The organism is Fimbriimonas sp. LA-C6 (genome assembly GCF_055398105.1).
Genome location: NZ_AP038796.1, coordinates 2125865 through 2152587 on the forward strand (window position 1 = coordinate 2125865; position 26723 = coordinate 2152587).

Here is a 26723-nt window from a genome sequence, read left to right on the forward strand (position 1 = left end):
CCGCTACGAGAACTGAGGAAGTCCGGATAGGCCGTCCCCTTCTTGAGATCGACGAGCAAAGCGCCCCTTGTGCTGCCCCGCCAACTGACCACACGCCGCAGCAATGTCATGCCCGCGCTCAATGCGCTCCGTAACATTAATGCCCTTGCTAGCCAAAATCGCACGGAACCCACGAACGCGGTCGCGATCCGGCCGAGCAAACCCCTGCTCTGTATCCACCCAGTTGAACGGAATCAAGTTCACCACACTCGGCACACCCCGCATCAGCCGAGCCAACTCGTGCGCCTGCTCAGGAGTGTCCGTCACATCCTTGATCAGCAAATACTCAATCGTGATCTTGCGCCCAGTCGCCTTCTGGTAGTTCCGCATCGCCTGAAGAACTTCCTTCACCGGCCACTTGTGGTTCACCGGCATCAACCGATCACGAACCTCGTCAATCGGCGAGTGCAGCGACAACGCCAAGTGAATCGGCAAATGCTCTTCCGCAAGCTGCTCAATCTGAGGCACCAGTCCAACCGTCGAGACCGTGAGGTGACGATACGACAACCCAATCTGGTCGTGCATGATTCGCAACGCACCCAACACGTTCTTCAAATTAAGCAAAGGCTCGCCCATGCCCATGAACACCACGTGCGAGATCCGGCGCTCACTCAATCGCTGCAGCATCAAATACTGCCCAACAATCTCACCCGTCGTCAGGTTCCGATCAAATCCACCCAAACCGGTCGCACAGAACTTGCAACCCATAGGGCACCCAACCTGGCTAGAGATACAACACGAAACGCGGTCCTGATAAGGAAGAAGCACGCACTCGTAAACCTGGTGGTCGCCGTTATGAACCAACAGCTTCTCAACCCCATCCGAGGAGGTTCGATGGGTAGCAACTGTCAGCGGCTGACCCTTATAGACCTCGCAAAGCTCATCGCGAAGAGCCTTGGGAATGTCCTGCATCGCCTGGATGTCATCCTCGGCATGCTTATATAAGTGCAAAGCCAACTGCTTCGCGCGCAACTTGGCATCGGTTCGATGCCCGAGCGCAATCTGGATCTCCTCAGGAGTCATCCCGACAAGACTTGGCTTAATACCCTCCACCCATAGAGTGTACCGTTGACCGTCTACCCCGTAATGAGATACGGCCATTCACAAGGATTTCAGAGTCACATTAGGCAATTACCTCCGACAACCTAAGATTTCCATAAGGTTCAACCCATAAAAGATCCAGGTCTGCCTAATGACGTACAATCCTTTTAAGGAATCCGCGTAACATAGGCGGAACTCGAAAACCTCATGAAATCAAACAGTAACGACCTTATTTTTCTTTTGGCTGGGTTCGGACTTGGTGCAGTGGTAGGAGCCGTAGCAGGTGTTCTACTCGCCCCAGCAGCTGGCGAAGAAGTGCGAGGACAGCTCGCAGATAAAGCCAAAGAACTGACATCCAAGACCGGCGACTGGGTTTCCGAGACCTCCTCCAACGTAGCAAGCAAAGCTCAAAAGCTCACCAAAGATCTGATCTAAACGAAACAAGGGACACTTCTTGGAAAGCCAAGAGTGTCCCTTTCTACGGAAGTGGCATCAGCCCTATAATCACGCCGCAGCCAAACTCGCCCGGCTCAAACGCTCAAAAATAGCTTCAAATGAGGCGATGTTCACCGGCTTCGTCATGAAGTCGTCCATCCCACTCGCCAAACAGATATCCCGGTGCTCCGTCATCGCGTGAGCCGTCAAGCCCACAATGATCAGCGGCTTCCGCTTGTGAGCCTTCTCCCACTTGCGAATCTCAGTCGTGGCCTCCAACCCATCCATCACCGGCATCTGGACATCCATAAACACCAGATCAAAGTCGTGCGCTCGTACCGCCTCGACCGCCTGCTGACCGTCCGCAGCCGTCGAAATAATCAAGCCCTTCTTGGTAAGAATCGTTGCCGCAACCTTCATATTCACAAGGCTGTCTTCAACAATCAGCACCTTCAAGCCAGCAGGATTACGCCATTTATCAAACGTCTTGGAGCCACTCGATTCAAGCTGCACACACGGCAGATCAAGGGTCACCGTACAAACAGTACCAATCCCCACCCGACTGTCGATGGTGATCTTGCCACCCATCAGCTGAATCAACCGGTGGGTAATGCTCAAACCTAACCCCACGCCGCCAAAACTACGCGTGAGAGAACCATCCGCCTGAGCAAAAGGCTCAAACACCTTGCTCAGCCGCTCCTCCGGAATACCAATCCCCGTATCCCGAATCTTGATCTCAACGTGCGCCAAGTGAGACTTGTTCTGCCGAATCCCAGCAGAGATGTAAACACCGCCCTCCTGCGTAAACTTGATCGCGTTCTCGATCAGACTACGCAGCACCTGCCGGAACCGGTCCGTATCACCCTTCAAACTACACTGCGGCTGGCAGTGATATGCAAACTTCAAAGACAGACCCTTCTGCCGAGCCGCAGCCCGCTGTGGCTCCATCAGGTCCAGCATCAGCTTATCAAGCTCAAACTCGTTCGAGTCCAGAACCGCCTGACCCGTCTCAATCTTCGCGAAGTCCAGAACCTGGTTCACAACGCTCAGAAGGTTCTCACCGCTCCGACGAATGATGTCGGTGTACTCCTGCTGCTCCAACGAAAGATCCGTCTCACGCAACAGGCTCGCAATTCCAATCACACCGTTCAAAGGAGTCCGAATCTCGTGGCTGATGTTCGCCAAGAACACCGACTTCACACGGCTCGCCTCCAAAGCGTTCTCACGAGCCATCTCCAGCTCCCGAGCCTGACGCCCCAACTGAAGGTTCTTACGATGCAACTCCATCTGAGCCACCACAAGCTTGCCCAGACTCTTCAAAGCCTCTTTCTGCTCCAACGTAATCTCTCGGGGCTTCCGGTCCAAAACGCAAAGCGACCCAAGCGCGTACCCATCGGCGGTGACCAGCGGCATACCCGCATAAAACCGAGTCCCATCATCCACCACAAGCGGGCTTTTCGAGAAACGGTCGTCCTTGCTGGCGTCGTTCACCACAAAGATCTCGTCACCCATAATCGTGTACTGGCAGAACGAAACCCGGCGGGGAGTCTCAGAAACGTTGATCCCCTTCTTAGAAAGGTAAAACTGCCGATCCTGATCCACGAGGCTCACAGCAGAAAGGGGTGTGCGACAAATATTGGAAGCCAAGTTGACAATCTCTTCCAACTCGATCGTCGCAGCAGTATCCAGAATCTCATAGGCACGAAGAGCAGCCAGTCTCTGCGCCTCTTTTTCTGGTATCGGAACAGAATGAGCGTCCATAATTCCCCGTAAGAAAAGTGTTGGCAACTAATCGCAAACACTTAGGAGAACGGCGCTTATGTGCTCAATTCCGCATTATTGAAACCCAGTATTAATGACCAGCAAACCAGTCATAACCTTGCTCAGCCCAATAGTCTTTAGGCCGTTCCGTAGCAAACCGAATGGTGCCAATCCGCTTAATATGCTTGATTCCATACTTCACAGGAATCACTAACCGCAAAGGCGCCCCATGTTCCAGCGTAAGACGCTTCCCATCCATCTCATAACATAACAACGTTTGCGGATGAAGCGCACTGGCCGTATCAAGCCCAACATAGTAAGCCCCGTCAGGAGTCTCCATCGCCACATAAGGAAGAATGTCCTCCGGCTTCTTCGCCACATTCGGAGCCTCGCCAGAGACCGTCGCGGGCTTCACAACGGCCGCAAAGTCCGAAAGCCGCACGCCTGCCCAATGCACAATCGTGCTCCAGCCCTCCACGCACTTCATCTCCGTGACCATCTCGGTCTTCGGCATGGCAAGTATCTGAGCCATCGTCACCACCAAAGGCTCGGTACGCTCAAACAGCCCCTCCACGTTCAGCGTCCACTGCTCAGGGTCAAAATCATCACCCTGAACCCCAACGTCCCCGTTCTCACGAGGCATCTCAGCAAGGCTAACCGGGAACGTAGGCGCCAACTTCTTCGGATCAAATAGATCCATACTCAGCGACTCATTGAACTCATGAGCCCGCCGGAAAACCCAGGGAATCCCGTTCTCCTGGTGCCGCGTGGACAACCAGTGCCAGCCCCCATAGCCCATCCCAACAGCCCCAGCCGCCCAAAGAAAACTCCGCCGAGAGATCCGCTTCATCTCATCGCGTGGATCTATTCGATGCTCACTCATGCCAACTCACCAGCCTCTTCAACCGGCACAAGCTCATACCCCGTAACCATCGCCCTAAAGTTGTTCCAACCGGTCTTGATCACCTGCCCCACGTGAATCGTAAAGAACACCACATAACCCATCGTCAGCCAAAAGTGGATAAACCGACAAACCACATACCCACCTAGCAAACTAGTCAGCCAAGAAGCCTGTATCGGTCGGTAGATCGCAATCCCCGTCAACAGAGACCCCAGCCCCATCAACACAACCAACGTATAAGCAATCTGCTGGGCCGCATTAAACTTCCGCCTGGGCAACGTACCCTCGTAAAGCTTCAAGTCATGCAACACCACTAACACCGATTCCTTAAGCGCCCCACGACCAGGCAGCAGATTTCTCCACTGTCCAGAAATAGCCGTGTAAAGCACATACAGAATCCCATTAATGGCGTACACCCACATAAACAAGAAGTGCCACGCCATGCCGTCGGCAAGCTTAGATTCCAGATCAAACTTCTTGTAGACCGACTGCGGAAACATCTTGAGGACCGTAATACTGCCGATCTTCAACGAGTAAACATCGTTCGCCCAGTAGATCAACAACCCGCTCCAAATCATGATCGCGAGAACAGGGAAATTGATCCAATGAAACCACCGGATAGCAAGCGGGTGCTTCTTCTCTAACACCACCGGTGTATTCGTCTTTACTCGGTTCATCTGCAAAGTCTCCAAGGCACGCTCTTCGTAACGTACGCCATCGCAAAGAGTTCCCTCGCCACCTTACACCCAAATGAATAATTGCACTAATGCCCCAACAGCTTCCCAATAAGAAAGCCTAACACCCCACCGCCCGCAGCCGCAGCAACCGCCACCTGCACCAAAGTCGCCTGAGCACGTCCCACCGGCGAACTCACCTTCTCACGCACCCGAACCTTATCCAGCGGAACCGTCTCCTCCATCCCCCAAGCCTTAAAAGTCACACTCTGACTATCCGCATTAAACCGCTCAATAACCCCCTCCACCCACATGTAGTAGCTCGGCGACTCATACTGCAGCTTCTGCCCCGGAGAAAACTGAAACGGGCGTAAATCCACAACAGCCACCGAACCCGTCAAGCCGGAAAGGAACCGCACCTCGGCAGTCACCCCCTGAGTGCTCACCAACTTCGCCACGTACCAGGCGTCATCCACACCCTTCGCAAACACCAGCGAACCTTCCTGATAAGCCTCCGGCGTATAAGCCATCCGCTCACGCAACGCCTGCAAAATCGCATCCCGCGATAACCCAGACTCCTCAGCGGCCGTAATGAAATCGTCCAAATCACGATCCGTCACAGCCATGTGCTGCGTCTGCTGATCAATCTCATGAGCACGCGTCAGAATTGCCGATAGATCGGGCAGCGAGGACTCATCGCCAAACGATTTCATCACTCATCCTAGTCCGAGACATACTCAAATTGCGAGTGGTCCCAAAAGACCGGAGCCAAACGAATGGATCTTCACATACGGCCCTATCATTCCAGCGATCAAGAAGCGGTCATCGCCCTATGGCACGCCTGCGGCCTCATCGTCCCCCACAACGATCCGGTCAAAGACATCGCGAGAAAGCAAGCGGACAGCCCCGACCTCTTCCTCGTCGCCACCCAACAAGACCAGATCATCGGCTGCGTCATGGTCGGCTACGACGGCCACCGAGGTTGGATCAACTACCTAGCCGTCTCCCCCGACCTCCAGCGCGGCGGGGTCGGCAAAAGACTCGTAGAAGAGTGCGAGACCCGCCTCCTCGCCCTCGGATGCCCCAAAATCAACCTCCAAATCCGCAGCACCAACCACGCCGTCATCGCATTCTATGAACGTCTGGGCTTCAAAGACGACCACGTCATCAGCATGGGTAAGAGATTGATCCCCGATATCGCCCAAGATGCTTCACAATAAACATATGATCCTTGTCGTCGATAACTACGATTCATTCACATACAACCTGGCGCAGTACCTGGGCCAGTGTGGAGCGGACATCGTTGTGCGCCGAAACGACGAGATCACTCTAGACGAGATCCGACGCCTCCAACCAGACGGCATCATGCTCTCCCCAGGCCCCTGCACCCCCAAACAGAGCGGAGTCTGCCTCGACATCCTCAGAGCGGCCCTATCCGGCTGGGATGGCAGCAAAACCAGCCCCAACCCAGAAACCCCCATCTTCGGCGTCTGCCTGGGTCACCAAGCCATCGGCGAAGTCGCGGGCGGCATCGTCAAACAAGCCCGAAACATCATGCACGGCAAAGCCAGCATGGTCTCCCACGACGGCAAAGGGCTCTTCGAAGGTATGCCCAACCCGTTCCGAGCCATCCGCTACCACTCCCTCGTGATCACCAAAGACTCCATCCCACCCGGATTCATCGTCACCGCAACCGCAGATGACGACGGCGAAGTGATGGGAATGAGACATGAATCGCTCCCCATCGAAGGCGTCCAGTTCCACCCCGAATCCGTTCTCACCGAAGAAGGCTTCCGAATTGTGCAAAACTTCGTGAATCAGGTCCAGAAATCTCTGGCCGTCGCCTCGTAGAAGAGGCCTAGATGTCCAATTGGCCCCACCAGTTCTCCATGAGCCTCGTCGTAGGCCAAGACGCAATTGACGAACTCGACCACGTCAATAACGCCGTCTACCTACAGTACGCAGAGCAAATCGCACGCCGCCACGCAGAATCAGCCGGCCTCTCCACCGACGCCATGATCGAAGCCGGAGGAATGTTCGTAGCCCGAAGGCACGAAATCACCTACTACCACCCCGCGCACCTAGGCGACGAACTGGAGCTCCTCACCCGTATCAGCTCGGCCAGTGGCGCAAGAGCCATCCGCGACGTCCAAATCCTCCGCGATGGCCTCAGAGTCGCACAAGTGGAAACGGAGTGGGTCTGGATCGACGCCGTAGCCCGAACACCCAAGCGCATGCCGCCACAAGTCTCCTCCGCCCTACCCCCTCTAAAACAAGAAGGGTGAGCGCCGCCCGGTGCCCACCCATTCTCTGGTGTTGATTAAGTTGTCTTAAGCGGACTTGCGTCGGCGTCGTACCATCGCAGCAATACCAAGAGCAAGTGCGCCCATGGAAGCTGGCTCTGGAACAGGAGAGAGCTGAGCCTGAGCGCCTCGATCCTCTGTTCCCCAATGCATAGCAACTCCGCTGGTGTTATAAGCGCCGTTGTAATAAGTAGCTGCGTATGCCTGCGCATTCGCCAAACCGCTGTCGGTGCTAAAGAAGTTGCCATTGGCTCCGTCGTACGAAGTTCCAGTGTCATAAAGCGCTTCCCAAACTGCCAACTGAAGACCAGCAGCCTGATCAGCCGTCGTTGCCGAGTTGAAGTACTTAGCAACAATGCGACCTGCAATGCCAAGACCAGAAGTGTCGTTCGGTGTCAGCGATGGGAAGTAACCATGAGAGTTACTGTCCAGAAAGCTCTGAGCATCCGCGCAGACAGAAATAAGAGTGTTGGAGCCGTCCGTAAAACTGAGCTTGCCAATTCCAACATTCTCGCTGTGACCATAAACGCTGATCACACCGGAGTCTCCAGTAACAAGTCCAGTGAACGTCAGAGGAGTACTTGCATTCGCAACAACCGCCACCGAAGTAACCGTCAAAATAGCTAAAATCTTCTTCATATCTAAAACCCTAAGTGGCAAACCCCTAGGGTTGAGCCACTGGGTTATTAGACAAGCAAAATGGGTGCCGTGGGCCTGGTAATCAATGAAGAGATCTTGAATTCAAGTAATGTTTGCGGGCTTAAACATGCACATTTCAAGCAAACTTAACAGGATTCACAACTCTTAGCGAATCCAGTGAACATCCACAATATGGCCGCCATCGAACAGCAACAGGCAACTGAGCGAGGGCTTGCTAATAGCAATCTGTCGAGACTCTTCAAAGGTCTTCTTCACCAGTTCCCCACCCAACCCAGCAAGCAGCCCCATATAGGTGGTGCCGTCATCCAAAGATGGGAAACACGCAAGCCCATTCACGTTCTGTCCATCGGGCAAAGTCACGTTGTTTGCCGCGTATTTGCCATCTCCAACGGAGATGAGATAGATGTTGTCCGGAAACCCGCCAAAGCCCCCGAGAAGGCTTTCATCAAGGGTAATTCCTAATGGATTGTCGACAAGCTGACTCATGGTTTAAATGAAAGATGCCTGGTTCCCCTTCAAGAGAACCAGGCATCTGGGGGGACTAGTTGTTAAGCTCTTTAGCCTTCTCAACATCAATCGATGCTGGAATTCTAAATTTGAAGTGCGATCCTACGCCGACTTCCGACTCAACCCAAATCTTGCCCATGTGAACCTGCTCAACCAAGTGGTGAACCAGGTAAAGGCCAAGACCCGTTCCATAGATCTTTCGGTTGTCTTCGTTGTTCACGCGGTGGAACTTCTCAAAGACCTTGGTGAGGTGATCCTTAGGAATACCCAGACCCTGGTCTTCAACGTCAAACAGCAACGTATCACCCTCGTTGGTCGCGTGAATCGTCACGTCTCCACCTGCAGGGCTGTACTTGATCGCGTTGTTCAACAAGTTGGTAAAGATCTGATCCAACTTGTCTTCGTCAGCCGAGATACGCGCAGGCATCGGGCTGTGAACAATCAACTTGACCGTGTGCTTGTTGCTGGCCTGCTGCTGAACACGAACCACCTTATCAAGCAGCGCCGCAACGTCCACTGTCGTGTAGTTCGGCTTGAGCGACTCACCCGACTCGATACGAGCCGTGTTGAGAAGGTCATCAATAAGCCGTCGCAATCGGTCGCACTCATGATCGATGATCTGGTGGAACTCTAATCGCTCCTCAACAGTGAAATCGTCTTCACCCATCAATAGGGTGCTCACAAAGCCCTTAATGGCCGTGAGAGGCGTACGAAGCTCGTGAGAGGCCATCGCGACGAAGCTCGACTTCATCTTGTCGATGTTCTTCATCTCGGTGATGTCGTTAAAGATAGCGACAACGCCAAGATCCTTGCCCTCTTCGTTACGTACCTGCGCAGCCTGGACTTCGTAAATCCGCTCGCCACCAGGGACCATAACCTGAAGCTCTTTCTTGCCGCCTTCGCCGCCCTTCTGAGCCTCTTCCAAAAGCTCCCACAGCTCAGCGTTGTCAACGGTCTCTTTGCCGATCTTGCCAATCGCCTCGTTGCCAACGTTGAAGATCGTTCGAGCAGTCGCGTTGATCTGGCTCAGACGTCCCTCAGGAGAAACCAGAATCAGACCCGCACTCAGCGATTCGAAGGTCTGAACCAACTCCTCGCGCTCTTGGATCACTTCGCGATAAAGCTGAAGGTTCGCAATGATCGAACCCACGTTGCGAGCCATGCGCTCCAACAGCCGCACGTCCTCGTCGTTAAAGTCCTCACCATGGCGCTTGTTGAACGCATGAAGAACACCAATCGTGTTCCGCTCAACCACGCGGTTCTCTTCATCCCGCTTCTCAATGACCAACGGAACAGTCACGCCGTTCTGAACATGGAGCAGGGAGAAAGGATCCTGCTGGGTTCGAGGATCGTTGGCAGCATCGTGGAAGATAACAGCCTCAGACTCTCGGAAAACCTGACCAGAAATGCCTTGTGTAGCCCGGACTTTGAAGACTTTAAGTCGATCTTCTTCAACCCCGTAACTTGGCGGAATACCGAGCAACTCGCCCTCTTCGCGATCATAAAACATGATCACGATCTTCTCCGCCTGGAGAATCATGGCAATGCGCTGGACCAATCGACGAAGCGTCACATCTGCTTCGTTAATCGGGGCAACATCAAGCCCACCTTCGTTTCCAGAATTGCGTTGCACGGAAGCCGGGATGTTCTTATCCGTTTCCAACTGCTGGATTCGTCGGTTCGCACCATCAACGGTACCCTCCAGCTCCTTTATTCGCTGTAAAGCACTCGCCAGTTGCGACTTCAACTGTTCGACATCGTCACCAAAAGACACGCTAGCCAATCTACCCTTTTTCTCCTGTTTGATTCCCTGTGCAAATTCCCAAGAAACCCAATAAAGCTGACGCCAAACAAACACTTAACGTTCGACCAATGAGCGTTATACTAAGTTTGGGATGCCCCAACAGCTAGAAGAGTTGCCACTCTTTCCCCTCAATACAGTCATGTTTCCGTTCGCCACGCTTCGCCTGAACGTGTTCGAAGCGCGATACCGGCTGATGGTTCAGAACTGTCTCGAAGAAGACCGCCCCTTCGGAATCGTCCTCATCCGAAGCGGTGAAGAGGTCGGCGCCATCGCAGATCCTTACATGGTTGGCACCGCCGTGCGCATCATCCAAGTGGAGGAGTACGAAGACGGAAGAATGGACATTCAGGTTCAAGGAGAGCGCCGTTTCCGCATCCGAGAGCTAGAGGAAGACACCCAGCCCTACCTCGTGGGACGTGTGGAAAACCTCACCGAACACCCGATCGAACACACCAACGAGGCCGACCAAATCCTAACCGATACCCGGGACGAATTCAAGCTCATGATCCAAAACATGCTGGCCCGACAAGAGTTCCACGTCCAGGTCATGCTCCCCCCAGATCCAGTCGTCCTCTCCTTCACCATCGCCAATATGCTTTCTAACATGTTTCCATTGGAAAACCTAGATAAACAACGGATGCTGGAGACAACCGACACCCTTGAAAGAATGGAAGAACTCTTAACACTTCTCCGAAGCCAACCCAAAGAGCCCACCTTCTTCAAACTCCGCTCACGCGACATGAAAGAGTGGATGAACCCAAACTAGCCTCCCCAGTTAAAACACCCGATTTTCCGGCAGAACAGCACGTGGTACAAATCCTGCCCGTTAGATAGATATCATGGTCTTCATTCCTTATACGCCGCAGCAAAACGACATCTACACCATCGAGAAGGTAGACCGAGTCGTCTCCTTCGCAGGAAAGCTTGGAAACCGAATCGACGAAGAACTCACCCTCTCCAAAGACGGCAAAACCATCCAAGTCCGCCTCTACAGAGCCCACACCCTCTTCGGCTCCGTCAAAAGCTTCACCCCCGGCGAGAAAGTAACGATCAAGGTCACCCTAAAGAAAGACCAAAAACTAGACCGCTCCGACCTAATCAAACTCTGAGGAGATTCAAAGTCAGGTCATCCAGAAGGGTCCGTTCCTCATAGGAACGGACCCTTCAGTTTCTATACACCAACTTCCCAAATGGGGACTAGCCATCCTTCGGCGCGCTGGCTTCCATAGCAAGCCTTGACTGCCACACGCAAAACGGTTTTAGCCCACGGCGTTCATAGATTGCCCGAGTCTCCTCTCACCTACACACACAGAAAAGGCCAAAGAAACCGTACAGCCCAAACTCACCTCAAACGTTCCCACATCGAGAGGCATAACATGAACATACAAGCGCAAGGGCGGACAACCTACCAAACGCCTCCGCCCCCTTTCCCTTCGTCCCCGAGAGGAAAGATGGGGAAAGGAGAGTCCGGCTGGTTTCCAAAATCCACGAACTCTCCACTCAGATTCGTTTCAGTCCCCACAGAGGCACCAACAACGTCAAAACCCTCTCTTTCATCCGAGGGTCGAGCACTGACAACCTACCAAACCACCCAAACCAACGCCTCCGGCCCCTTTCCTTTCGTCCCCGAGAGGAAAGGTGGGATAGGAGAGTCCGGCTGCATCCCAAAATCCACGAACCCCCCGCTCTGACTCCTTCCTAGCCGAGACAACTAAAGAAGAGTCCCCCGCCCCCCACCAACTTGACTAAGAGCAAACAAAGAACGGAAACCCACCCGAAGCCCCTCTCTCCCCCAAGTTCTCCGGAATTTGGGGGAGAGAGCCGGAGTGAGGGGGCAAAACCTACCAATCACCATCCGATTTCCAATCCAACAGGAAGTCAGCAATGCACGCTCCCCAGCCCCGAACGGGGCGCTCCGTTCCAGCGAAGGACGAAGTCCTGGAAACCAACCACCACCAAACCCCAAGTGCTGTCAGCACGCTCCCCATCCCCTCCGAAGCATCCCAAACGGGATGCCAGAAAGTAGCAACGGGTCGCTAGACCCGTTGAAAGCCCACCCTGAATCCGCACCCCGAAAGGGTGCCAGAAGCCTCCAACCCTCAACGACACCCAACCCATTCCGAAACGACATACCAACAGCCCAGCGGCGCAAGCCCTGGGAAAGCTACAACAAAGGAAAGAGGGCTGAAAGCCCGGCATACGCAAAACCTAACCGTCCCTTCCTCACCCCTAGCCCCGAATGGGGCGCTCCGTCAGAGCGAAGGACGCAGTCCTGGTAACCAAACCACAATAAACCCAAAGTGCTGTCAGCACGCTCCCCATCCCCTCCGAAGCATCCCAATCGGGATGCCAGAAAGTAGCGGTGGCGTCGAAGACCCACCGAAAGCTCCCACCAAGAACCGCACCCCGAAAGGGGTGCCAGAAGCCTCCAACCCTCAAAGACACCCAACCCCTCTGAAGCGGCATACCCACAGCCCAGCGGCGCAAGCCCCGCGAAAGCCGCAACGAATCGATAGCCGAGCAAACAACCCTGACCGCCCCTTCCCCGAGCCCCGAATGGGGCGCTCAGTCCGAGCGAAGGACGCAGTCCTGGAAACCAACCACCACCAAACCCCAAGTGCTGTCAGCACGCTCCCCATCCCCTCCGAAGCATCCCAAACGGGATGCCAGAAAGTAGCAACGGGTCGCTAGACCCGTTGAAAGCCCACCCTGAATCCGCACCCCGAAAGGGTGCCAGAAGCCTCCAACCCTCCTCACGGGGCCTTGCAGAGCCTCGACAGACTTACTCAACGTCCGAAGGCACCAACCGGCACGACCTCATACAGCCAACCACAAGCCCAGGAAAGCGGGTGCGGCGAACGCAGCAGCAGGGCGGGAACGATCACGAGAAAGACAGCCCCACACAACCACCCGCACCTAATAGTCCTGACAGGGGTTGCCGAATCGCGCTCTCATCTGCCAAACTTAATATTGCGTGGCGGGTGTAGCTCAGGGGTTAGAGCGCCTCACTGTGGCTGAGGAGGCCGTGGGTTCGAGACCCATCATCCGCCCCATTCCCCCTAACCCTACTTCTTCACGGCTCGCTTGTCTAAAAGGCCAGTAACCCAGTTGAGCCGTCGATTCACTTCTGTCTCATAGCCAGGATTGCTCAAATAGTATCGGCGATCAGGCAGCAACGCGTTCACCGTATTGCCACCAATCAGCAAGCACAACCGGTGCCAACCCGGGACGGACGCCGTCGATTCCATGGGCACATCCTTGAACGGAAGCACCTCACCAGCCGAAAGAAGTTCAAACCGCGCCTCCTGATAGGCCATCAGCGAACGGATCGATGCACAGATATCCGCTGCTGCTCCAGCACCCAAGCTCGGATTCTTGGAAAAGTGTCCAGTCGCAAACATCAAATCGCCAGAGTAGATCTGAATCGTAACTCCAGCTGGAGGCTCTTTCACAATCGTACGCCGAAGCGCCGCGTCAAAATCTGGCCACCCGTTAACCGACAATGGAGGGCGCCTTAAACCAGCAGGGGCGGTGTCGGTTGCGATCTCCCTTGTATTCCAAGTGGAATCAACTCCTGTAGAGGCAGGGACCTGAAAAGAAGGACTAGGAGCGCCCACGGTGATCTCCGAACCTTGCCGTGGTGACCGAATAGCAAGAACAAAGCACAGGAAAAGGAACGATCCACCAAGGATGCCGATCACCCATTGACCGGCTCGGTTGGCAGTTTCATTCAGTTCTTCCTCGGAACGCACCGTGTCCACAACCGAAGTCTCAGCAGCAAGTTTCGCAATATCCTCCGGAGTCGTCCCCAGCAGCGACGCCAAATCCTCAACCCTCGTCATCGACGCCAGGCGCTCCTGCTCTAACTGACGAAGCCGCTCCCGCTCCGCAAACCGTTCAATGATCTGTTCTGCGAGCTCCGGCCTAATATAGTTCTCGTCCTCAACAGGCTCCTGAAACCGATCTTGCATCACACGAAAGTCTACAACAAAGACCATGGACCGCCATGACTTCAGGGACACCTAACTCAACACAGTGCCCCCCGTACCCAACCAAGAACCCCTTTACGGATTTGTGCAACTTACTCCCTAAAAGATCATCATATTTATCTTGACACTCTCAGAAACCCGTACATACAATGGGGTACCTCAGCAGGAAAAGCTGACTTAAGGAGAGACGTGAATGAGTAACGTCAATATTCAATTTCTTGAGATTCTCGCGAGGATGAACCCCGCAATGTACGACGCGATCCACCCCCAATGGGACGGAAGGAAGCAACTCGTAGCAAAGGTAAACAAGACCGTCACGGCAGTCCTCACCATGGACGAAGTGGCAAAGAACCTACCGCCCGATCAAGCGAAGTCCTACGTGACTGCTGCTCGCGGCATGATTGCCGGATGGGATGATGGCGACATCTGCCCGCCCCCAAGAAAGTGGCCACCCAAAGGTCACCACATGGAATTCGGCGACACCATCATCGTCGCCTCGATCTTCCAGCAAGCTCTTGGGGATATCGAGAACAAAGACATCCGTTCAGCGGTGGAGCGCTTAGCGATCAAGTACGTGGATGTGGCCCTGAAGAACGTGGAAGTAACTCAACTCAGCACGCTCACTGGGGCAACCGCCCGATAACCCTCCATTCCCGGCAGGACCCTCGGGTCCTGCCCCCGCCGTCTCAGGCGATCAGCGACTTCAGAAGGGCCAAGTCGTTCTCATGCCCCTCATTCTCAATGGGCGTCTCCAAAATGATCGGAATCCGGTCGAACCGAGAGTCGTTCACCAAACACCGAAACGCCTCCACGCCAATGAACCCCTTCCCAATGTTGTCGTGCCGGTCCACACGAGTCCCCAAGGCCTTCTTGCTATCGTTGCAGTGGACCACCTTCAACCGGTCGAACCCAACCACCTTGTCGAACTCAGCAAAAGTAGCCTCAAACGTCTCCGGCGTGCGGATGTCGTACCCGGCTGCAAAGATGTGACAAGTGTCGAGACAAACACACAGCCGCCCAGGGGCCTTGGTTAACTCCAAGATCTTCGCGATCTCCTCGAACTTGCTGTTAATCGAAGACCCCTGCCCCGCAGTCGTCTCCATCAAAAGCGTAACTCCCTCAGGAGTATCGTCCAAGATCCGCAACGCAGCCTCAGCCACTTTCTTCAGACCCACTTCCTGAGACTGTCCACTGAGTGCCCCCATGTGAGACACTACAAAAGGAATCTTATAAACCCCACACCGAACCATCTCATCGCGCAGGGTGCTATAGCTTTTCTCGGCAGTCTCTGGCTCGGGATGGCAAAGATTTACTAAGTAAGTATCGTGACTCACTAGTGCCTCGATACCTGTCTCCTTAACCGCTGCCGCTATATCAGCAGCCTTGCCCGGATCCGCAGGAGCAGACTTCCACATGCGAGGGCTGGAAGTGAACACCTGAATCGCCGTGCACCCAAACCCATGCCCCTCCCGAATCGCATTTCCAAGACCCTTTGATGTCGGGACGTGTGCCCCCAGAAGCGTCGCTGCCATAAACAGGAGAGTACCTTTCGAGGCCCCCACCCACAACGCCAAACACGCGAGAGAAAGTCGGTTTTTTCGGGCAAAAACGCCCGATTTTTCCCGTTTTTGGGGCATTTTTCATTAAATTTTAGTACTATTTTTTGCCAGTTTCCGCCCATTTCACAGAGCAAACGCCACCCTTAAAACAAGAAATTGTTGTCACTGGCATTGTTACCAGCCGGTAGGACGATCACTTCGGGTATGACTTTGCTCTATGGGCAAATACCTGGCAGCATTCAAAGCATATGACGTCCGCGGGAAGGTTCCAAGCGAACTCAACCCAGAACTGGCCTACGAAATAGGACGAGCCTATGCCGACGAACTCAACCCACGCCAGGTGTGTATCGGCTACGATATCCGCCTCAGCGGACCGGAACTGTACGACGCCTTCGCACGCGGCCTCAACGACGCCGGCGTAGACGTGATCCATTTGGGCATGGTTGGTACCGAAATGGTGTACTTTGCCACCGCATTCTATGGCTATGACGGGGGTGTTATGATCACCGCCAGCCACAACCCACCCGAGTACAACGGCCTAAAGATGGTCCGCTCCGAAAGCCGCCCCATCAGTGGCGACACCGGACTCCTTGACATCGAAAGACGCGCCTTTGAGAAGAAGTGGGAAAGGACCGGAACCGGCACAAGAACCGACAAAGATGTCTATGCCGACTTCATCCAGCACCTCCTAGGCATCGTCCCACCAAGCGACCTCAAGCCGCTAAATGTGCTTCTTGATGCAGGAAATGGAGCCGCCGGAGTGGCCTGCGACATGCTGCTGAAGCACCTCCCGCTGAACCCAACCCGACGTCATTTTGAACCTGATGGCACCTTCCCCAACGGCGTTCCAAACCCGATCTTGGAAGAGGCAAGAGCCGGAACAGTGGAAGACCTCAAGAAGGGAAGCTACGACTTCGGCGTCGCTTGGGATGGCGATTACGACCGATGCTTCTTCTTCGACGAGCACGGCAACTTCATTGAGGGCTACTACATCGTCGGCCTCCTCGCACAAGCCATCCTCACCAAGGAACCAGGCCTAGGCATCGTCTACGACCCTCGGCTGACTTGGAACACGCTCGACATCGTCGAGAAGCTCAAGGGCCGAGCCATCCTCTGCAAGTCGGGGCATGCGTTCATCAAAGAGAAGATGCGCGCCGAAGATGCCACCTACGGCGGTGAGATGAGTGCCCACCACTACTTCAAACAGCACTGGTACTGCGACAGCGGCATGATCCCATTCCTGCTGGTGAGCCGGTTGGTATCCCAGTCTGGAAGGTCTCTGGGGGACCTGGTCACGGAGATGATCCACAACTATCCTTGCAGTGGTGAGGTGAACAGCGAAGTGAAGGACGTGAAGACGGTTCTGGATGCGATCGAGGCGGAATATGGGGCAGCGGGCGAAGTGAGCAAGATTGACGGCCTAAGCATTGAATATTCCGACTGGAGGTTCAATCTCCGTGGCTCCAACACTGAACCCGTGATACGATTGAACGTAGAAGCACGAGGAAATGCAGCCCTCATGCACGAGAAGACCCAAGAACTTCTCGCCAAGATTCGTGCTTAAAACCAGGTAGTTTTTGATGCAAGTAGTTCTGCGTAGACGCGCGCAAGGTTCCGACAATTTCGGTTGTATGAATCGGCGCGCGTTCACGTTGATAGAGCTCCTGGTGGTGATTGCCATCATCGCGATCCTCGCGGCGATCCTGTTTCCCGCTTTCACCAACGTGAAACGGTTAGCGTTTCAGTACAACGCTTCCAACTGTCTGTCCCAGGTGGCGAAGGCCAGTTTGATGTATGTGGCGGACAACGATGAGACGTACATGCCGGCCATGTATATGGAAAACGGCTGGACGCATGCCTGGTTCGGCGTACAGACCGATGTGGAGTTCTTCGATCCCACTTTGGGCATGTTGCACTCCTATTTAGGTTCAAAACCCCTTAAGGACCCCACCTTCCAAGGCAAGAACTACCTTGGGGATCACAGTGGGTTTGGCTATAACTGGGGCTATATCGGGAGCGATTTTCACATCACCAAGAACTACTCCCAGTTCCCCAACTGCTCCAACCCAGCCCGCCTCAGCGAGATTCAGTTCCCCAGTGACACTATCGTATTCGCAACCAGTTCTTACTACCTAGCTCCATGGGCACCTGGTGGCGATGGCCAGACCTACGACTTCGGGTTCGTAGACCCCCCTGGATCCATGCCCGACAATCCTAATGTTGACTTCCGCCACATGTCCACCAAGTCGGTAGACCGTACGCATCATAGAGTCGACACCAAAGGAAACGCACTGATCGCTATGGTAGACGGCCACGCCAAACCCATCAAACGCGCGGCCCTCAAGGACCAATGGTTCACTCGCGGCACAGTCCAGTCCGCTGGTTTGAATCTGGATTAGCCACCTCCGGACTCTCCGATCCCGGCATTTCCTCTCGGGGGTGAAAGCAAAGGGCTTGGTGTTTGTGTAGTTTTTGAAAGGTTGTCCACCCTCACCCTGTCCCTCTCCCTCGCGGACGAAGGAGAGGGTTCTGATGTTTTACTTTAAGTGCTTGTCTAGCCAGCCTAGGATCTCGCCAATCCGGTGCAAGCGCAGATCTGGTGGGCCGGAGCGGGACATGCCGTGGAAGGTGCTGGATGGGTATCGGACCATTCTTGAGTCGATGCCTTGCTGCTGGAGGGCGGTGAAGACCTGTTCTCCCTGTTCGATGTTGCAGCGGAGGTCTCCGGCGGAGTGGATGACCAAGGTTGGAGTTTTCACGTTTTGGAAGTAGGCGATGGGAGACTGGCGCCATAGTTCCTTGATCTCTTCCAGGGAGCCCCAGGCTACGCCTTTGAAGTAGCCGTCCTTGTTGAACGGGAAGTCCGAGTTGCCTGCCATGGAGACCATGTTCGACACGCAGCGGTCGGTGATTGCGCACTTGAACTCGTCTGTGTGTCCGATCACCCAGTTGGTCATGTAGCCGCCGTAGGAGCCGCCCATGACGGCCATCTGCCCTGGATGAATGTAGGGCTGGTGTTGCATCCAGCGGGTTACAGACTGAATGTCTTCCCAGTCTTTGGTGCCCCAGTTGCCACGAATGGCGCTGGTCCAGGCCTCGCCGTAGCCTTTGGAGCCTCGAGGGTTGGTGTAGACGACGACGTAGCCTTGCGCTGCCTGCACTTGAAGCTCATGGAAGAACGCCCAGCCGTATTGGGTGTGGGGGCCACCGTGCACTTGAAGAATCGCGGGGTATCTCTTGGGCTCTAGATAGCCCACGGGCTTCAGGACCCAGCCATGTACTTCCAGGCCGTCAGTCGTTGGAATGAGCAGTTCTTCTGGTTCCACCACTTCGATCTCGGCGTGAAACGCGTGGTTGAAATCGGTGAGGTACCTGGCTACCAGTTTGCCGGTGACCAGTTCTGGCTCGATGACAGCGACCTCGGGCAGCTTGACCGCTGTGCCCCAGGTGGCTGCAATGCGCCTGCCGTCTTTGGAAGCGGTACCAATCGATAGGGCGTGTTGACCGCTGGTGAGGAGTTCCACGCCTCCGTCCTTGCTTACAAATCCGAGTTGGGTTTCGCCTCTTGTGCCTATCTGCGCGTAGAGTCCGCTATTGTCGGGTGCCCAATCCATGACGACGCCGAAGGCGGCTTCTTTGGTATCGCTGAGGGTTGCGACCTCGAAGTCGAAGTCTTGGTGGCCTGTGAGGTCCTTGGGAGTGCCACCGTCGGCGGAGACCAGGTAGATCTTGGTATTGCGGGTACCCCAGGGGTCCTGTTCGTCTACGTCACCTGCGTAGGCGATCCATTTGCCATCAGGAGACCATTTGGGCGTGGATTTGTCGCCCTTGGGTAGGCCTTCGAGCTTGATGGCTTGACCTTCTAGGTCTACGCGCCAGATCTGCTTGTTGGGTGCCTCTGAGAAAGGTCGCTTGGTGGCGTGATGGATCACTACCAGCTCCTGCGAGTTGGGAGACCAGTCGAACGAGTAGTCGCCTAATGGGTCGGCTTCGTATAGGAGTTTTACTCGGCTGCCTTCCACGGGACCGGTCACTTGAAGAAGGTAGAGCTTGTGGCGCTGCCCAGCGAAGTAGCCGTCGCCATCCAATCGGTAGCAGATGTCGTCGAAAACGAGAGGAGGCTCGCTGCCGCCCTTGGCTTCGCGCTCTTTGGTAGCGGCTTCGGTTCGGTCTGGGATCTCATCTCGGAAGGTGAAGGCGATGTACTTGCCATCGGGCGACCATAGGAGATTTCCGACGCTGCCTTCTGGAAGCTCTGTGAGTTTCTGTGCCTCGCCGCCTTGGGTCGAGATGAGATAGATCTGGCCAGCCTTGCCGTCTCGGCTGCTGGAGAAAGCGATAGAGCTACCATCGGGTGACCAGCGTCCGCCTGCTGCCGATTTGTCGCCCTGCGTCCATTGTGTGAGGTGTCCTTCGAAGTCGACGGTCCAGAGATGGGTGAGGTATTTGTTCTTATCCGTGATGGTCTTACGGGAGAACAGGACTCGGGAGCCATCTGGACTCATCTGAGGATCGCCTACATAGACGATCTTGAGGAGATCCTCTGGACGCATTGGGCGTTTAGACATTCCCGAAGGATACATCCCTTCGGGCACGCCTTGCTGCTTCTGTTACGCTTTCTGCAACAGATCTACCAACTGCTGGTGGCCTGCTTCGGTGGCGATTTCTAGAGCCGTCTTGCCATCGGAGTTTTTGGGCCCAACTTTCGCACCGTGCTCTATCAGATAGCGAGCCACTTCCACGTCGTTGGTTGTCGCCACGTAGTGCAGAGGCGTCCATCCGGCTCCACTCGCCTGATTGACATCGGCCCCTGCTTCTACCAGCATGTGGATGGCCTGGGTATGTTGTCCTGAGAGGGCTGAGTGGAGCGGGGCTACCTTTTCCCGATTCTTGCTAACCTCGTCTACGGGTGCCCCGGCTGCGATGAGAACTTCGACGGCGGAAGGATGATTGAAATAGGCGGCAAACCCGAGGGCTGTGAAGCCGTCTGGGCTCCTTTGGCTGACGAGTGATGGATCTTCGCTAACCAACTGTCTCAGGCGGTCTACATGGCCCAGGGCGGCTGCCTCAAAGACGTTTAGGCCGGGGTGGAGACTGGCCATCTTTTCGGCCAGGTCGGTATGCCCCATGTAGCGGGCAAGCATCAGTGCTGAGACGCCGTTCTCCGTGACGGCGGGTGCCAAGTCTGGGCTGTGCGCTAGGAGCTCCTTTGCGAGTTCAATTTCTCCAGACTGAATATATTCAACAATGTTGCTCATACCTTCACTGTAACAGCGTTCTTAGGATTGGCGTCCTTCCTTGACAAAACTAAGGAGTTCCTTAAAGCCGGGTTGATCTGCGGAGCGTTGCCATTCGTAGGCCACGGCTTCCGTATGGGCTGGCACGATCCCGGCATCGCGTATGCGTTCCATCCCCAGCTTGTGGCGTTCGAGGTTGCCTGCTGAGACACCATCGGGGCAGACCACGACTTCAAAGCCCTCCATGATGAGGTCTTGAGCTGTTTGGAACACACAGATGTGTGTTTCTATCCCGACGATGACGACCTGTAGCTTTCCCGTCGCTTCGAGGGCTGCACGAAATTCGGGATTTTGCCAGCAGGAAAAGCTCATTTTGGGGGTTGGTTTTCCGATGAGGGGGAGCAGATCCTCGTGGGAGTGGCCCATCTTGGAGGGGTACTGTTCTGTGGCCAAAACAGGGACCCCTTTCAAAATTGCGACCTTCGACAAGAAAACGGCACGGTCGACAACTCTTTGGGCTTCATCGATCCCCTTTAGAAAGGAAGGTTGGACATCGACGACTAAAAGAGCACTTTTTGACGCATCCAGGCGCACGATTGGCATATTCCGATTGTAGACGTGAAGCAAATTGTTGTGCTGAGCCTTATTACAGGCTAAAATAGCGACGCTCATGGAACGAGCAGGTCGCTCGATTCCAACCCGGAGGGAATGATAAGCATGAGGAGAATCACCACACTAGCAGCAACTGCTGCAGCACTCGGACTCGGCGTAACGGCTAATGCACAAAGCAGCTACAGCGCCCCCGACGTCACACCCGTCAACGTTTCAGTGAGAGCAGGAGTTGTCCTCCCGTTCGATAACGCATTGAAGAACGTAGGCAAATCACTCATCGGTCTCGGCGTTGAATATCAATTGCCACAGTCCCTTCTCGCAAGCGGAGAGTCGTACATCTCCTTGGATTACTTCACCAAGAGCTTCCGAGGCGACAAGGGCACCGTTTGGCCACTGTGTATCAACCAGCGGTTCTACACGGGTCAGAGACTTCCAGGCCGACGAACTTACGGCTTCATCGGTGCAGGTATCTCGTTCATCGACGTAGATAGCTCCAACACCGTTGCAACACTCCGAGGCGGCTTTGGCGCTGAGCTCGGCGAGAACATCTATTTCGAGACCGTAGGAACCCTTAGCGACCGCGCTGGTTCCGCACGAGCCAACTCCGTTGGTTTCTACATCGGCTACCGATTCTAAGTTCTACTTAATCAATTCGAGCCTCCTTGCTGAGAAGCGGGGAGGCTTTTTTGTGTGCCGGGACGTACAAGACAGTATGAGAGGCGTAGTTAAACTTTAGTGCTACATAGACTGGATCACGTTATTTGCCTCGTGCCAGACATTGAGAGCGCTCTTGATCGTCTGACTACGACGCTCGGATTTTCTGTGGCTTGGCCCATTGGGCCGTTTTGGCCGGATGCGCTCACGGCTGGGATTGGGTTGGGTGGGCTCAACTTTGAACTTTTGCAGCCTCTGAATGCCGAGGTGGCTCACCCTAAGCTCACGCACTTGGTGTTTGAGCCTACGTCGCTTCTGGAGGCAGAGCTGTTCTGCACGGAGCGAGGTCTTGGTTACCGCATTGCGACCAAGAGGGAGCCCGACCCTAAGCTGCTTGCGCTGCGGGGTTTCGGTGCTGAGAAAGCTCAGACTCCGCAGGATATCTGTACAAACCTGTATTTGGACACGCCGCTGCCCTATCCGCTGTTTCTTTGCGCCTACGCGGAGTTCCTGAAGCGGCGATTGAACCCAGATGGTTTTCCTGCACCTCGGGGGCGTGTGAAGGGCGTGACGGTGGCTATTGAGGATCCGTCTTGCCTAGAAAAGTGGCTCAGCATGGCCCACTACGAAGGGGACATCCATCTACGTGGGGGCGAGATTGATCAGATCCAGTTTGAGTCCGGGGCTTTGGACGTTCGGACGCTCAGCTTGATTTAGGGTCTGCGCTCTGGTGGGGGCCAGAGCGCAGATCAAGCTATCTCGAAACCAGAATCTGGTCGATGTAGCGGCGGAGTTCGTCGTCGGATACTGCGCGATTGCCATCGCGATCAAGCACTCGGGCTACGGGAAGGATTTTATTAAAGCCTCCTGTTGCCGAGTCGAGGTCTGCTGCGATGTCTAGCATGTGCAGGCCGTCCACCATGACCTCTTCCAGAGGACGCGTTTCAAAGCGGCCTTTTTGGCGTGAGATGTATTCAAAGACGCCTCGGATGCGCTCTGAGCCAGAGCCTGCGCATGCGTAGGAACCGTTCTCAAAGCGGGCACCGGCCCCGTCGAAGAAGTAGACACCAAACTCGTCCTTTTTGGCGTCGTAGGTTGAGACGATGGGGAGGAACAGTCCGATACCTTGCATCGCCATGGGAGCGTTGCCTGCAAGAGCACGGGAGATCTCCGCTAGTTTGCCTTCCATCGACATCTCGTGCAGCACGGTTCTTCGGTAGTACTTGAACGAGTGTTTCAAGAAGCGGCAGACCTCGATGGACTTGGCGAACGCTCCTGATATGGCGACCACGGTGCTGTCGTCCAGCGCCATGATCTTCTCGGCGCGATCGTACATGATGAGGTTGCCTGCGGTTGCTCGGCGGTCCGCAAGCGACAGAACGCCTCCGTCGAACCTCAGGGAGAGTACGGTGGTGCCGTGAGTCTCAAAGTTTGGGTCAAAGCTCGTGGGCGCCAGGGTAGCGGTCGAGCCGAAATCGACAATCTCCGCGAAGTCCTTCACTCGCCGGAACGCTGCCTATACTTCTTGGCCTGGTCAGGGTCGATTTTCTTCATGCGGCGTAGCAGTTCGTTGCCACCTTCTGGCTTACGAATGTCTGGCGCCGATGGCCCGCTTTCGTCGCCGCTCTTGCGAGTCGGGTCGGGACTTGCGGGTCGGGTGAGTCGATCGCTGTCACTCATTGGATACCTCTCAACATACTGATGAACGTTCCTACGTCGTTAATCTCGGCGAGTTTCGCGGGATATTCCACATCTGGTGGAAGGGGCACCTCTAGCTGATCTCCCTCGATTCCAAAAGTCAGGCTTCGCCAGGAGGCGGTGATGAGGTGGGATGCAAACTTCTGGACCGCTAGTCCCCGCGCAAATGCGCGTGAGAGCCGCTGTGTGGGTTTCTCCGCGGGGTTTGGCTCTACTTCGCCCATCTGGACCAGTGCCTCGTGGAGGCCTTCTTCCAGATCGACATTGTGGTATTCCAAATCGTAGGAGCGCAGGGCGGGATCTCGCCAGTCCGTTCCTTCGCCTTCCATGTACTGCTCCAAGACAAATCGCTTGGCTGCCCAGTCCACGCGGCGACGGAAGGCTGCGAAGTTTCCTTTGAGGTCTGCGAGCAGAGTTCGGGAGGTGGCGATGACCCAAGTCATCTCATCGTCAAGTTCTAGGGTTGCCTCGGCGGCTGCGAAGTAGGACTCGAAGACCTCGTATGCGTTGGTCCAGGATCGGTTTTGAAGTTCGATTCTGAATTCGTAGCGCTCATCGCGACTGATATTTTGGAACGCCTTGACTGGATCTGAAATACGCCAGATGGGAGCAGTGCCTTCGATCGCGAGCTGCACTGCGAGTTTCACCAAGCCGACTTTTAGGGCGGTGCCGGTGGAGATCATGTTGGCGTCGCCTGAGATTACGTGGAGGCGGATCCATTTAGAATGGTCTGCATGCGGCTCGTCTCGGGTGTTGAAGATGGGACGACGGTAGAGCGTTTCCGCGTTGTAGGGCTCGACAAAGAAGTCGGCGCGCTGCGAGATCTGGTAGTTGCATGCGGGGCCGCTCTCACTGCCTACTTTGCCTGCGCCGGTGAGGATCTGCCGGACGATGAGCATGGGGGAGACGGTGTCGTAAAGCGTTTGGAAACCGAGTGCGCGGGGTACCAGATAGCCCTCGTGCGTGCCGTAGGACGCGCCGTGAAAGTCTGTGTTGTTTTTATAGATGCGGACTCGGGTTTCGATCTTCTCTTCGTATGCTAGGGCGGCTTGCAAGACGACGTCCTGCCCTTGGAAGTCTCGGAGGGCGAGATCGAAGATGGACCAGCATTCTGGGGTGGCGTATTCGGGGTGGCCGTGGTCGTTGTAGAACCGTGCTCCGTTGGGTAGGATTCTGTCGGACCGGATCTCGGCAGAGGTGCCATAGGACTTGCCTTGGTCAAACTTGGCGTCTTCTGGATCGAAAGCCAGCTGCTCCAGCTTGAAACCCCGAAGGTCTGCGCGGGGTGACTCTGTACGGTAGTCCCAACCTAAAAAGCACTCGTCCGGATAACTCCGGACGAGTGCTTGAGAATCTTCAACCTGACTGTCTGCCCCGCGGCCGTCGATAAGAAGACCGTACTCCGTTTCGACGCCTGCGAGGATAGGTTTCATTATCGTCGGAAGACGACGAAGCTGCCTGTTGCCAAGAATCCTGTTGGAAGCTGAGCAGCAGGTGTGGTGAAGGTGTACGTACCGTTTCTCACAGTAGTGAGATCGTTGAGGCTCGCTGAACCACCGCTTCGGTTGAGGTAGGCGGTGAGCGTTCCATCAAGTTCGCCAGTCGTATCGCCACCGACGAGATTCTTGATTGGGAACAGCTTGAAGGTTCCGGCATCCAGGTTGGCTGCGCCGAAGTAGAAGTTGGTGATGACACCACTTGCGTTTCGGACGATGGCCACCAGGTCACCCTGTTTGGTTGCGTCGTACTTCTCGCTGCTGTTCGGGAACATCACCACTTCGAACGTGTGGATGTTCGAGAGGACCTCTTTATAGTCTCTCCAAGTTCCGACCACGGCGGTGAGCTTTGCCACTCCAAACACGTCAGCTGGGCTGGTTGTCTGGTTGTTGTAAGTTCCTGGGAACTTGGTGGTACCTGTTGAAGGAGGTGCCACGTGGCCAACAACTGGAGATGTCGGATCCAGGGTGAGCGTCTCGAAGATGCCGCGTGGGTCCGCATCGGAAAGCGAGTAGTTGTCACCTGAGAAGTAAACGTACGATGCTGCTGTGGTGCCGTCGCTCATCAGAGGTCTTGCACTTGCGTCTAAGCCGGTTAGATCGAAGCGAACGAAATCGCTCAATCGGCTCTGAAGCACTCCACCGGAAGGTCCAAAGTTCACGTTATTGAACTTTGCCTGGTCCATGGTAACCACGTTGTTTGCATCGATGCTGAACATCGTTGCATCCAGGTGAATGGGGACAAACGACTGTCGACCCGGGAACGCTCGGATAGCTGACGGGATTGCGAACGGGATGGTTGAATCTCTCAGAACCGTATCCGTACTGGTCGTTCCATCAGGTCGGAACGAGTTCGGATCAAAGTTGAAGGTTTCAAACAAACCGCTGTTTAGATACGTTGCGTTGCCTTGGAACTGCGCAACCAACGGGATCTGCTGAACAGCTCCGTAGGAGTCGAGCGCAAGAGGAACCTCTTGGCTGCTTTGTGTTCGGTTGATCAGTCCAAAATCTGCGTTCTGTAAATATAGACGAGTGATAACTGCTACGAGCGGATTTGTATCTCGGCCTTGGCCTGTCAGAAAACCGAAGGTTACAATTCCATCCGTTTGCGGCAAGTTAACAGTTGCCGCAGTTGCTCTTCCACTTGTTGACCCAGACGTCGTGGTAGAACCACCACCGCCACTGCTACCACCACAACCAATCACTACGGCTGCCGTGGCGGCTAATAAAAATGCCCACTTCCTCAAACTCAGTTCACCTCTTTGATGCGATGAGAAGCCCACCTTCTATCTGCTGGGCACAAGTATAACAACTTTGCCCGGCCTTGTGTGACGTTCCAGAACCCCTTAAAAG

At 55.0% G+C, this 26723-nt stretch carries 31 protein-coding genes and 1 tRNA gene; 15 read left to right on the top strand and 17 right to left on the bottom strand.

Annotation, left to right across the window (positions count from 1 at the left end; translation table 11 throughout):
* Positions 1–3: 3 nt before the first annotated feature.
* Entirely contained in the window at positions 4–1140 is a 1137-nt protein-coding gene (gene rlmN / locus ACZ51B_RS09835; protein WP_464297073.1) for a dual-specificity RNA methyltransferase RlmN, read from the bottom strand.
* Positions 1141–1287: 147 nt separating this feature from the next.
* Here rlmN and ACZ51B_RS09840 point away from each other — a divergent pair, with 147 nt between their 5' ends.
* Positions 1288–1515: a YtxH domain-containing protein gene (locus ACZ51B_RS09840; protein ID WP_464297074.1), complete on the top strand. Its 228-nt coding sequence runs from the start codon at positions 1288–1290 to the stop codon at positions 1513–1515.
* A gap of 69 nt (positions 1516–1584) precedes the next feature.
* On the opposite strand, the gene ACZ51B_RS09845 is transcribed toward ACZ51B_RS09840, so the two are convergent.
* The 4 genes from ACZ51B_RS09845 to ACZ51B_RS09860 form a co-directional block, all read right to left on the bottom strand.
* The gene (locus tag ACZ51B_RS09845; protein WP_464297075.1) at positions 1585–3276 is read right to left on the bottom strand and encodes a GAF domain-containing hybrid sensor histidine kinase/response regulator; all 1692 of its coding nucleotides are present in this window, start codon (positions 3274–3276) and stop codon (positions 1585–1587) included.
* A gap of 91 nt (positions 3277–3367) precedes the next feature.
* Complete coding sequence (locus ACZ51B_RS09850; RefSeq protein WP_464297076.1) at positions 3368–4159, bottom strand: molybdopterin-dependent oxidoreductase; 792 nt, start codon at positions 4157–4159, stop codon at positions 3368–3370.
* Positions 4156–4854 carry a cytochrome b/b6 domain-containing protein gene (locus ACZ51B_RS09855; RefSeq protein WP_464297077.1) on the bottom strand — a complete coding sequence of 233 codons (699 nt, stop codon included), beginning with the start codon at positions 4852–4854 and terminating at the stop codon, positions 4156–4158. The genes ACZ51B_RS09850 and ACZ51B_RS09855 overlap by 4 nt, the downstream gene beginning before the upstream one ends.
* 86 nt (positions 4855–4940) lie before the next feature.
* Complete coding sequence (locus ACZ51B_RS09860; protein WP_464297078.1) at positions 4941–5564, bottom strand: tudor domain-containing protein; 624 nt, start codon at positions 5562–5564, stop codon at positions 4941–4943.
* Positions 5565–5627: 63 nt separating this feature from the next.
* On the opposite strand from ACZ51B_RS09860, the gene ACZ51B_RS09865 reads away from it, so the two are divergent.
* The 3 genes from ACZ51B_RS09865 to ACZ51B_RS09875 are packed head-to-tail and all read left to right on the top strand — an operon-like array spanning position 5628 to position 7136.
* Positions 5628–6071: a GNAT family acetyltransferase gene (locus tag ACZ51B_RS09865; RefSeq protein ID WP_464297079.1), complete on the top strand. Its 444-nt coding sequence runs from the start codon at positions 5628–5630 to the stop codon at positions 6069–6071.
* Positions 6072–6075: 4 nt separating this feature from the next.
* Positions 6076–6702, top strand: coding sequence for an anthranilate synthase component II (locus tag ACZ51B_RS09870; RefSeq protein ID WP_464297080.1), 627 nt, complete (start codon positions 6076–6078; stop codon positions 6700–6702).
* Between the two features lie 11 nt (positions 6703–6713).
* Complete coding sequence (locus ACZ51B_RS09875; RefSeq protein ID WP_464297081.1) at positions 6714–7136, top strand: acyl-CoA thioesterase; 423 nt, start codon at positions 6714–6716, stop codon at positions 7134–7136.
* 45 nt (positions 7137–7181) lie between these two features.
* On the opposite strand, the gene ACZ51B_RS09880 is transcribed toward ACZ51B_RS09875, so the two are convergent.
* The 3 genes from ACZ51B_RS09880 to ACZ51B_RS09890 all read right to left on the bottom strand — a co-directional run bounded on the left by ACZ51B_RS09880 (position 7182) and on the right by ACZ51B_RS09890 (position 10095).
* Entirely contained in the window at positions 7182–7793 is a 612-nt protein-coding gene (locus tag ACZ51B_RS09880) for a PEP-CTERM sorting domain-containing protein (protein ID WP_464297082.1), read from the bottom strand.
* Positions 7794–7958: 165 nt separating this feature from the next.
* Positions 7959–8300 (bottom strand): hypothetical protein, encoded by a 342-nt coding sequence (locus ACZ51B_RS09885; RefSeq protein ID WP_464297083.1) that lies wholly within the window; start codon positions 8298–8300, stop codon positions 7959–7961.
* Between the two features lie 55 nt (positions 8301–8355).
* Positions 8356–10095 (bottom strand): ATP-binding protein, encoded by a 1740-nt coding sequence (locus tag ACZ51B_RS09890; protein ID WP_464297180.1) that lies wholly within the window; start codon positions 10093–10095, stop codon positions 8356–8358.
* Positions 10096–10216: 121 nt separating this feature from the next.
* On the opposite strand from ACZ51B_RS09890, the gene ACZ51B_RS09895 reads away from it, so the two are divergent.
* The 6 genes from ACZ51B_RS09895 (at position 10217) to ACZ51B_RS09920 (ending at position 13178) form a co-directional block, all read left to right on the top strand.
* A complete protein-coding gene (locus ACZ51B_RS09895) occupies positions 10217–10891 on the top strand; it encodes an LON peptidase substrate-binding domain-containing protein (protein ID WP_464297084.1) in 675 nt (224 codons plus the stop codon).
* 73 nt (positions 10892–10964) lie between these two features.
* On the top strand, positions 10965–11234 hold the full coding sequence (locus ACZ51B_RS09900; protein ID WP_464297085.1) for a hypothetical protein: 270 nt from the start codon (positions 10965–10967) through the stop codon (positions 11232–11234).
* Positions 11235–12137: 903 nt separating this feature from the next.
* A complete protein-coding gene (locus ACZ51B_RS09905; RefSeq protein ID WP_464297086.1) occupies positions 12138–12404 on the top strand; it encodes a hypothetical protein in 267 nt (88 codons plus the stop codon).
* 67 nt (positions 12405–12471) lie between these two features.
* Complete coding sequence (locus ACZ51B_RS09910) at positions 12472–12816, top strand: hypothetical protein (protein WP_464297087.1); 345 nt, start codon at positions 12472–12474, stop codon at positions 12814–12816.
* The gene (locus tag ACZ51B_RS09915) at positions 12789–13112 is read left to right on the top strand and encodes a hypothetical protein (protein WP_464297088.1); all 324 of its coding nucleotides are present in this window, start codon (positions 12789–12791) and stop codon (positions 13110–13112) included. Before ACZ51B_RS09910 ends, ACZ51B_RS09915 begins: the two co-directional genes overlap by 28 nt.
* Positions 13103–13178, top strand: a tRNA-His gene (locus ACZ51B_RS09920). The genes ACZ51B_RS09915 and ACZ51B_RS09920 overlap by 10 nt, the downstream gene beginning before the upstream one ends.
* Before the next feature lie 12 nt (positions 13179–13190).
* On the opposite strand, the gene ACZ51B_RS09925 is transcribed toward ACZ51B_RS09920, so the two are convergent.
* Positions 13191–14096, bottom strand: coding sequence for a hypothetical protein (locus ACZ51B_RS09925; protein ID WP_464297089.1), 906 nt, complete (start codon positions 14094–14096; stop codon positions 13191–13193).
* A gap of 211 nt (positions 14097–14307) precedes the next feature.
* Here ACZ51B_RS09925 and ACZ51B_RS09930 point away from each other — a divergent pair, with 211 nt between their 5' ends.
* Positions 14308–14757 (top strand): hypothetical protein, encoded by a 450-nt coding sequence (locus ACZ51B_RS09930; protein ID WP_464297090.1) that lies wholly within the window; start codon positions 14308–14310, stop codon positions 14755–14757.
* Between the two features lie 43 nt (positions 14758–14800).
* On the opposite strand, the gene ACZ51B_RS09935 is transcribed toward ACZ51B_RS09930, so the two are convergent.
* Positions 14801–15646, bottom strand: coding sequence for a deoxyribonuclease IV (locus ACZ51B_RS09935; protein WP_464297091.1), 846 nt, complete (start codon positions 15644–15646; stop codon positions 14801–14803).
* Positions 15647–15890: 244 nt separating this feature from the next.
* Between ACZ51B_RS09935 and ACZ51B_RS09940 the strand changes: the two genes are divergently transcribed.
* Together ACZ51B_RS09940 and ACZ51B_RS09945 are read left to right on the top strand one after the other, a co-directional pair.
* Complete coding sequence (locus tag ACZ51B_RS09940) at positions 15891–17237, top strand: phosphohexomutase domain-containing protein (protein WP_464297092.1); 1347 nt, start codon at positions 15891–15893, stop codon at positions 17235–17237.
* A gap of 67 nt (positions 17238–17304) precedes the next feature.
* Positions 17305–18072: a prepilin-type N-terminal cleavage/methylation domain-containing protein gene (locus ACZ51B_RS09945; RefSeq protein ID WP_464297093.1), complete on the top strand. Its 768-nt coding sequence runs from the start codon at positions 17305–17307 to the stop codon at positions 18070–18072.
* 138 nt (positions 18073–18210) lie between these two features.
* Here the strand turns inward: ACZ51B_RS09945 and ACZ51B_RS09950 are convergent, their stop codons facing one another.
* The 3 genes from ACZ51B_RS09950 to ACZ51B_RS09960 are packed head-to-tail and all read right to left on the bottom strand — an operon-like array spanning position 18211 to position 21513.
* Complete coding sequence (locus ACZ51B_RS09950) at positions 18211–20241, bottom strand: S9 family peptidase (RefSeq protein WP_464297094.1); 2031 nt, start codon at positions 20239–20241, stop codon at positions 18211–18213.
* A 42-nt stretch (positions 20242–20283) separates the two neighbouring features.
* Positions 20284–20931 (bottom strand): ankyrin repeat domain-containing protein, encoded by a 648-nt coding sequence (locus tag ACZ51B_RS09955; RefSeq protein WP_464297095.1) that lies wholly within the window; start codon positions 20929–20931, stop codon positions 20284–20286.
* Positions 20932–20952: 21 nt separating this feature from the next.
* The gene (locus ACZ51B_RS09960; protein ID WP_464297096.1) at positions 20953–21513 is read right to left on the bottom strand and encodes an isochorismatase family protein; all 561 of its coding nucleotides are present in this window, start codon (positions 21511–21513) and stop codon (positions 20953–20955) included.
* Between the two features lie 114 nt (positions 21514–21627).
* Between ACZ51B_RS09960 and ACZ51B_RS09965 the strand changes: the two genes are divergently transcribed.
* Positions 21628–22158 (top strand): hypothetical protein, encoded by a 531-nt coding sequence (locus ACZ51B_RS09965; RefSeq protein ID WP_464297097.1) that lies wholly within the window; start codon positions 21628–21630, stop codon positions 22156–22158.
* Positions 22159–22290: 132 nt separating this feature from the next.
* A complete protein-coding gene (locus tag ACZ51B_RS09970) occupies positions 22291–22893 on the top strand; it encodes a hypothetical protein (protein ID WP_464297098.1) in 603 nt (200 codons plus the stop codon).
* 37 nt (positions 22894–22930) lie between these two features.
* Here ACZ51B_RS09970 and ACZ51B_RS09975 read toward each other — a convergent pair whose 3' ends face one another.
* The 4 genes from ACZ51B_RS09975 to ACZ51B_RS09990 are packed head-to-tail and all read right to left on the bottom strand — an operon-like array spanning position 22931 to position 26617.
* Positions 22931–23677 (bottom strand): proteasome subunit alpha, encoded by a 747-nt coding sequence (locus tag ACZ51B_RS09975; RefSeq protein WP_464297099.1) that lies wholly within the window; start codon positions 23675–23677, stop codon positions 22931–22933.
* Entirely contained in the window at positions 23674–23856 is a 183-nt protein-coding gene (locus ACZ51B_RS09980; protein ID WP_464297100.1) for a ubiquitin-like protein UBact, read from the bottom strand. Before ACZ51B_RS09980 ends, ACZ51B_RS09975 begins: the two co-directional genes overlap by 4 nt.
* Positions 23853–25307, bottom strand: coding sequence for a proteasome accessory factor PafA2 family protein (locus ACZ51B_RS09985; protein ID WP_464297101.1), 1455 nt, complete (start codon positions 25305–25307; stop codon positions 23853–23855). The genes ACZ51B_RS09980 and ACZ51B_RS09985 overlap by 4 nt, the downstream gene beginning before the upstream one ends.
* Entirely contained in the window at positions 25307–26617 is a 1311-nt protein-coding gene (locus ACZ51B_RS09990; protein WP_464297102.1) for a hypothetical protein, read from the bottom strand. Before ACZ51B_RS09990 ends, ACZ51B_RS09985 begins: the two co-directional genes overlap by 1 nt.
* Positions 26618–26723 lie beyond the last annotated feature (106 nt).

Bases quoted from the DNA above. Each gene is read 5' to 3' on its own strand.
- ACZ51B_RS09950 (WP_464297094.1), bottom strand. From the start codon at position 20,241: ATGTCTAAACGCCCAATGCGTCCAGAGGATCTCCTCAAGATCGTCTAT.
- ACZ51B_RS09850 (WP_464297076.1), bottom strand. From the start codon at position 4,159: ATGAGTGAGCATCGAATAGATCCACGCGATGAGATGAAGCGGATCTCT.
- ACZ51B_RS09855 (WP_464297077.1), bottom strand. From the start codon at position 4,854: ATGAACCGAGTAAAGACGAATACACCGGTGGTGTTAGAGAAGAAGCAC.
- ACZ51B_RS09885 (WP_464297083.1), bottom strand. From the start codon at position 8,300: ATGAGTCAGCTTGTCGACAATCCATTAGGAATTACCCTTGATGAAAGC.
- ACZ51B_RS09840 (WP_464297074.1), top strand. From the start codon at position 1,288: ATGAAATCAAACAGTAACGACCTTATTTTTCTTTTGGCTGGGTTCGGA.
- ACZ51B_RS09955 (WP_464297095.1), bottom strand. From the start codon at position 20,931: ATGAGCAACATTGTTGAATATATTCAGTCTGGAGAAATTGAACTCGCA.
- ACZ51B_RS09910 (WP_464297087.1), top strand. From the start codon at position 12,472: ATGCCAGAAAGTAGCGGTGGCGTCGAAGACCCACCGAAAGCTCCCACC.
- ACZ51B_RS09935 (WP_464297091.1), bottom strand. From the start codon at position 15,646: ATGGCAGCGACGCTTCTGGGGGCACACGTCCCGACATCAAAGGGTCTT.
- ACZ51B_RS09930 (WP_464297090.1), top strand. From the start codon at position 14,308: ATGAGTAACGTCAATATTCAATTTCTTGAGATTCTCGCGAGGATGAAC.
- ACZ51B_RS09845 (WP_464297075.1), bottom strand. From the start codon at position 3,276: ATGGACGCTCATTCTGTTCCGATACCAGAAAAAGAGGCGCAGAGACTG.
- ACZ51B_RS09905 (WP_464297086.1), top strand. From the start codon at position 12,138: ATGCCAGAAAGTAGCAACGGGTCGCTAGACCCGTTGAAAGCCCACCCT.
- ACZ51B_RS09925 (WP_464297089.1), bottom strand. From the start codon at position 14,096: ATGCAAGATCGGTTTCAGGAGCCTGTTGAGGACGAGAACTATATTAGG.
- rlmN (WP_464297073.1), bottom strand. From the start codon at position 1,140: ATGGCCGTATCTCATTACGGGGTAGACGGTCAACGGTACACTCTATGG.
- ACZ51B_RS09895 (WP_464297084.1), top strand. From the start codon at position 10,217: ATGCCCCAACAGCTAGAAGAGTTGCCACTCTTTCCCCTCAATACAGTC.
- ACZ51B_RS09945 (WP_464297093.1), top strand. From the start codon at position 17,305: ATGAATCGGCGCGCGTTCACGTTGATAGAGCTCCTGGTGGTGATTGCC.
- ACZ51B_RS09915 (WP_464297088.1), top strand. From the start codon at position 12,789: ATGCCAGAAAGTAGCAACGGGTCGCTAGACCCGTTGAAAGCCCACCCT.
- ACZ51B_RS09860 (WP_464297078.1), bottom strand. From the start codon at position 5,564: ATGAAATCGTTTGGCGATGAGTCCTCGCTGCCCGATCTATCGGCAATT.
- ACZ51B_RS09985 (WP_464297101.1), bottom strand. From the start codon at position 25,307: ATGAAACCTATCCTCGCAGGCGTCGAAACGGAGTACGGTCTTCTTATC.
- ACZ51B_RS09940 (WP_464297092.1), top strand. From the start codon at position 15,891: ATGGGCAAATACCTGGCAGCATTCAAAGCATATGACGTCCGCGGGAAG.
- ACZ51B_RS09870 (WP_464297080.1), top strand. From the start codon at position 6,076: ATGATCCTTGTCGTCGATAACTACGATTCATTCACATACAACCTGGCG.
- ACZ51B_RS09880 (WP_464297082.1), bottom strand. From the start codon at position 7,793: ATGAAGAAGATTTTAGCTATTTTGACGGTTACTTCGGTGGCGGTTGTT.
- ACZ51B_RS09965 (WP_464297097.1), top strand. From the start codon at position 21,628: ATGAGGAGAATCACCACACTAGCAGCAACTGCTGCAGCACTCGGACTC.
- ACZ51B_RS09865 (WP_464297079.1), top strand. From the start codon at position 5,628: ATGGATCTTCACATACGGCCCTATCATTCCAGCGATCAAGAAGCGGTC.
- ACZ51B_RS09980 (WP_464297100.1), bottom strand. From the start codon at position 23,856: ATGAGTGACAGCGATCGACTCACCCGACCCGCAAGTCCCGACCCGACT.
- ACZ51B_RS09900 (WP_464297085.1), top strand. From the start codon at position 10,965: ATGGTCTTCATTCCTTATACGCCGCAGCAAAACGACATCTACACCATC.
- ACZ51B_RS09960 (WP_464297096.1), bottom strand. From the start codon at position 21,513: ATGCCAATCGTGCGCCTGGATGCGTCAAAAAGTGCTCTTTTAGTCGTC.
- ACZ51B_RS09875 (WP_464297081.1), top strand. From the start codon at position 6,714: ATGTCCAATTGGCCCCACCAGTTCTCCATGAGCCTCGTCGTAGGCCAA.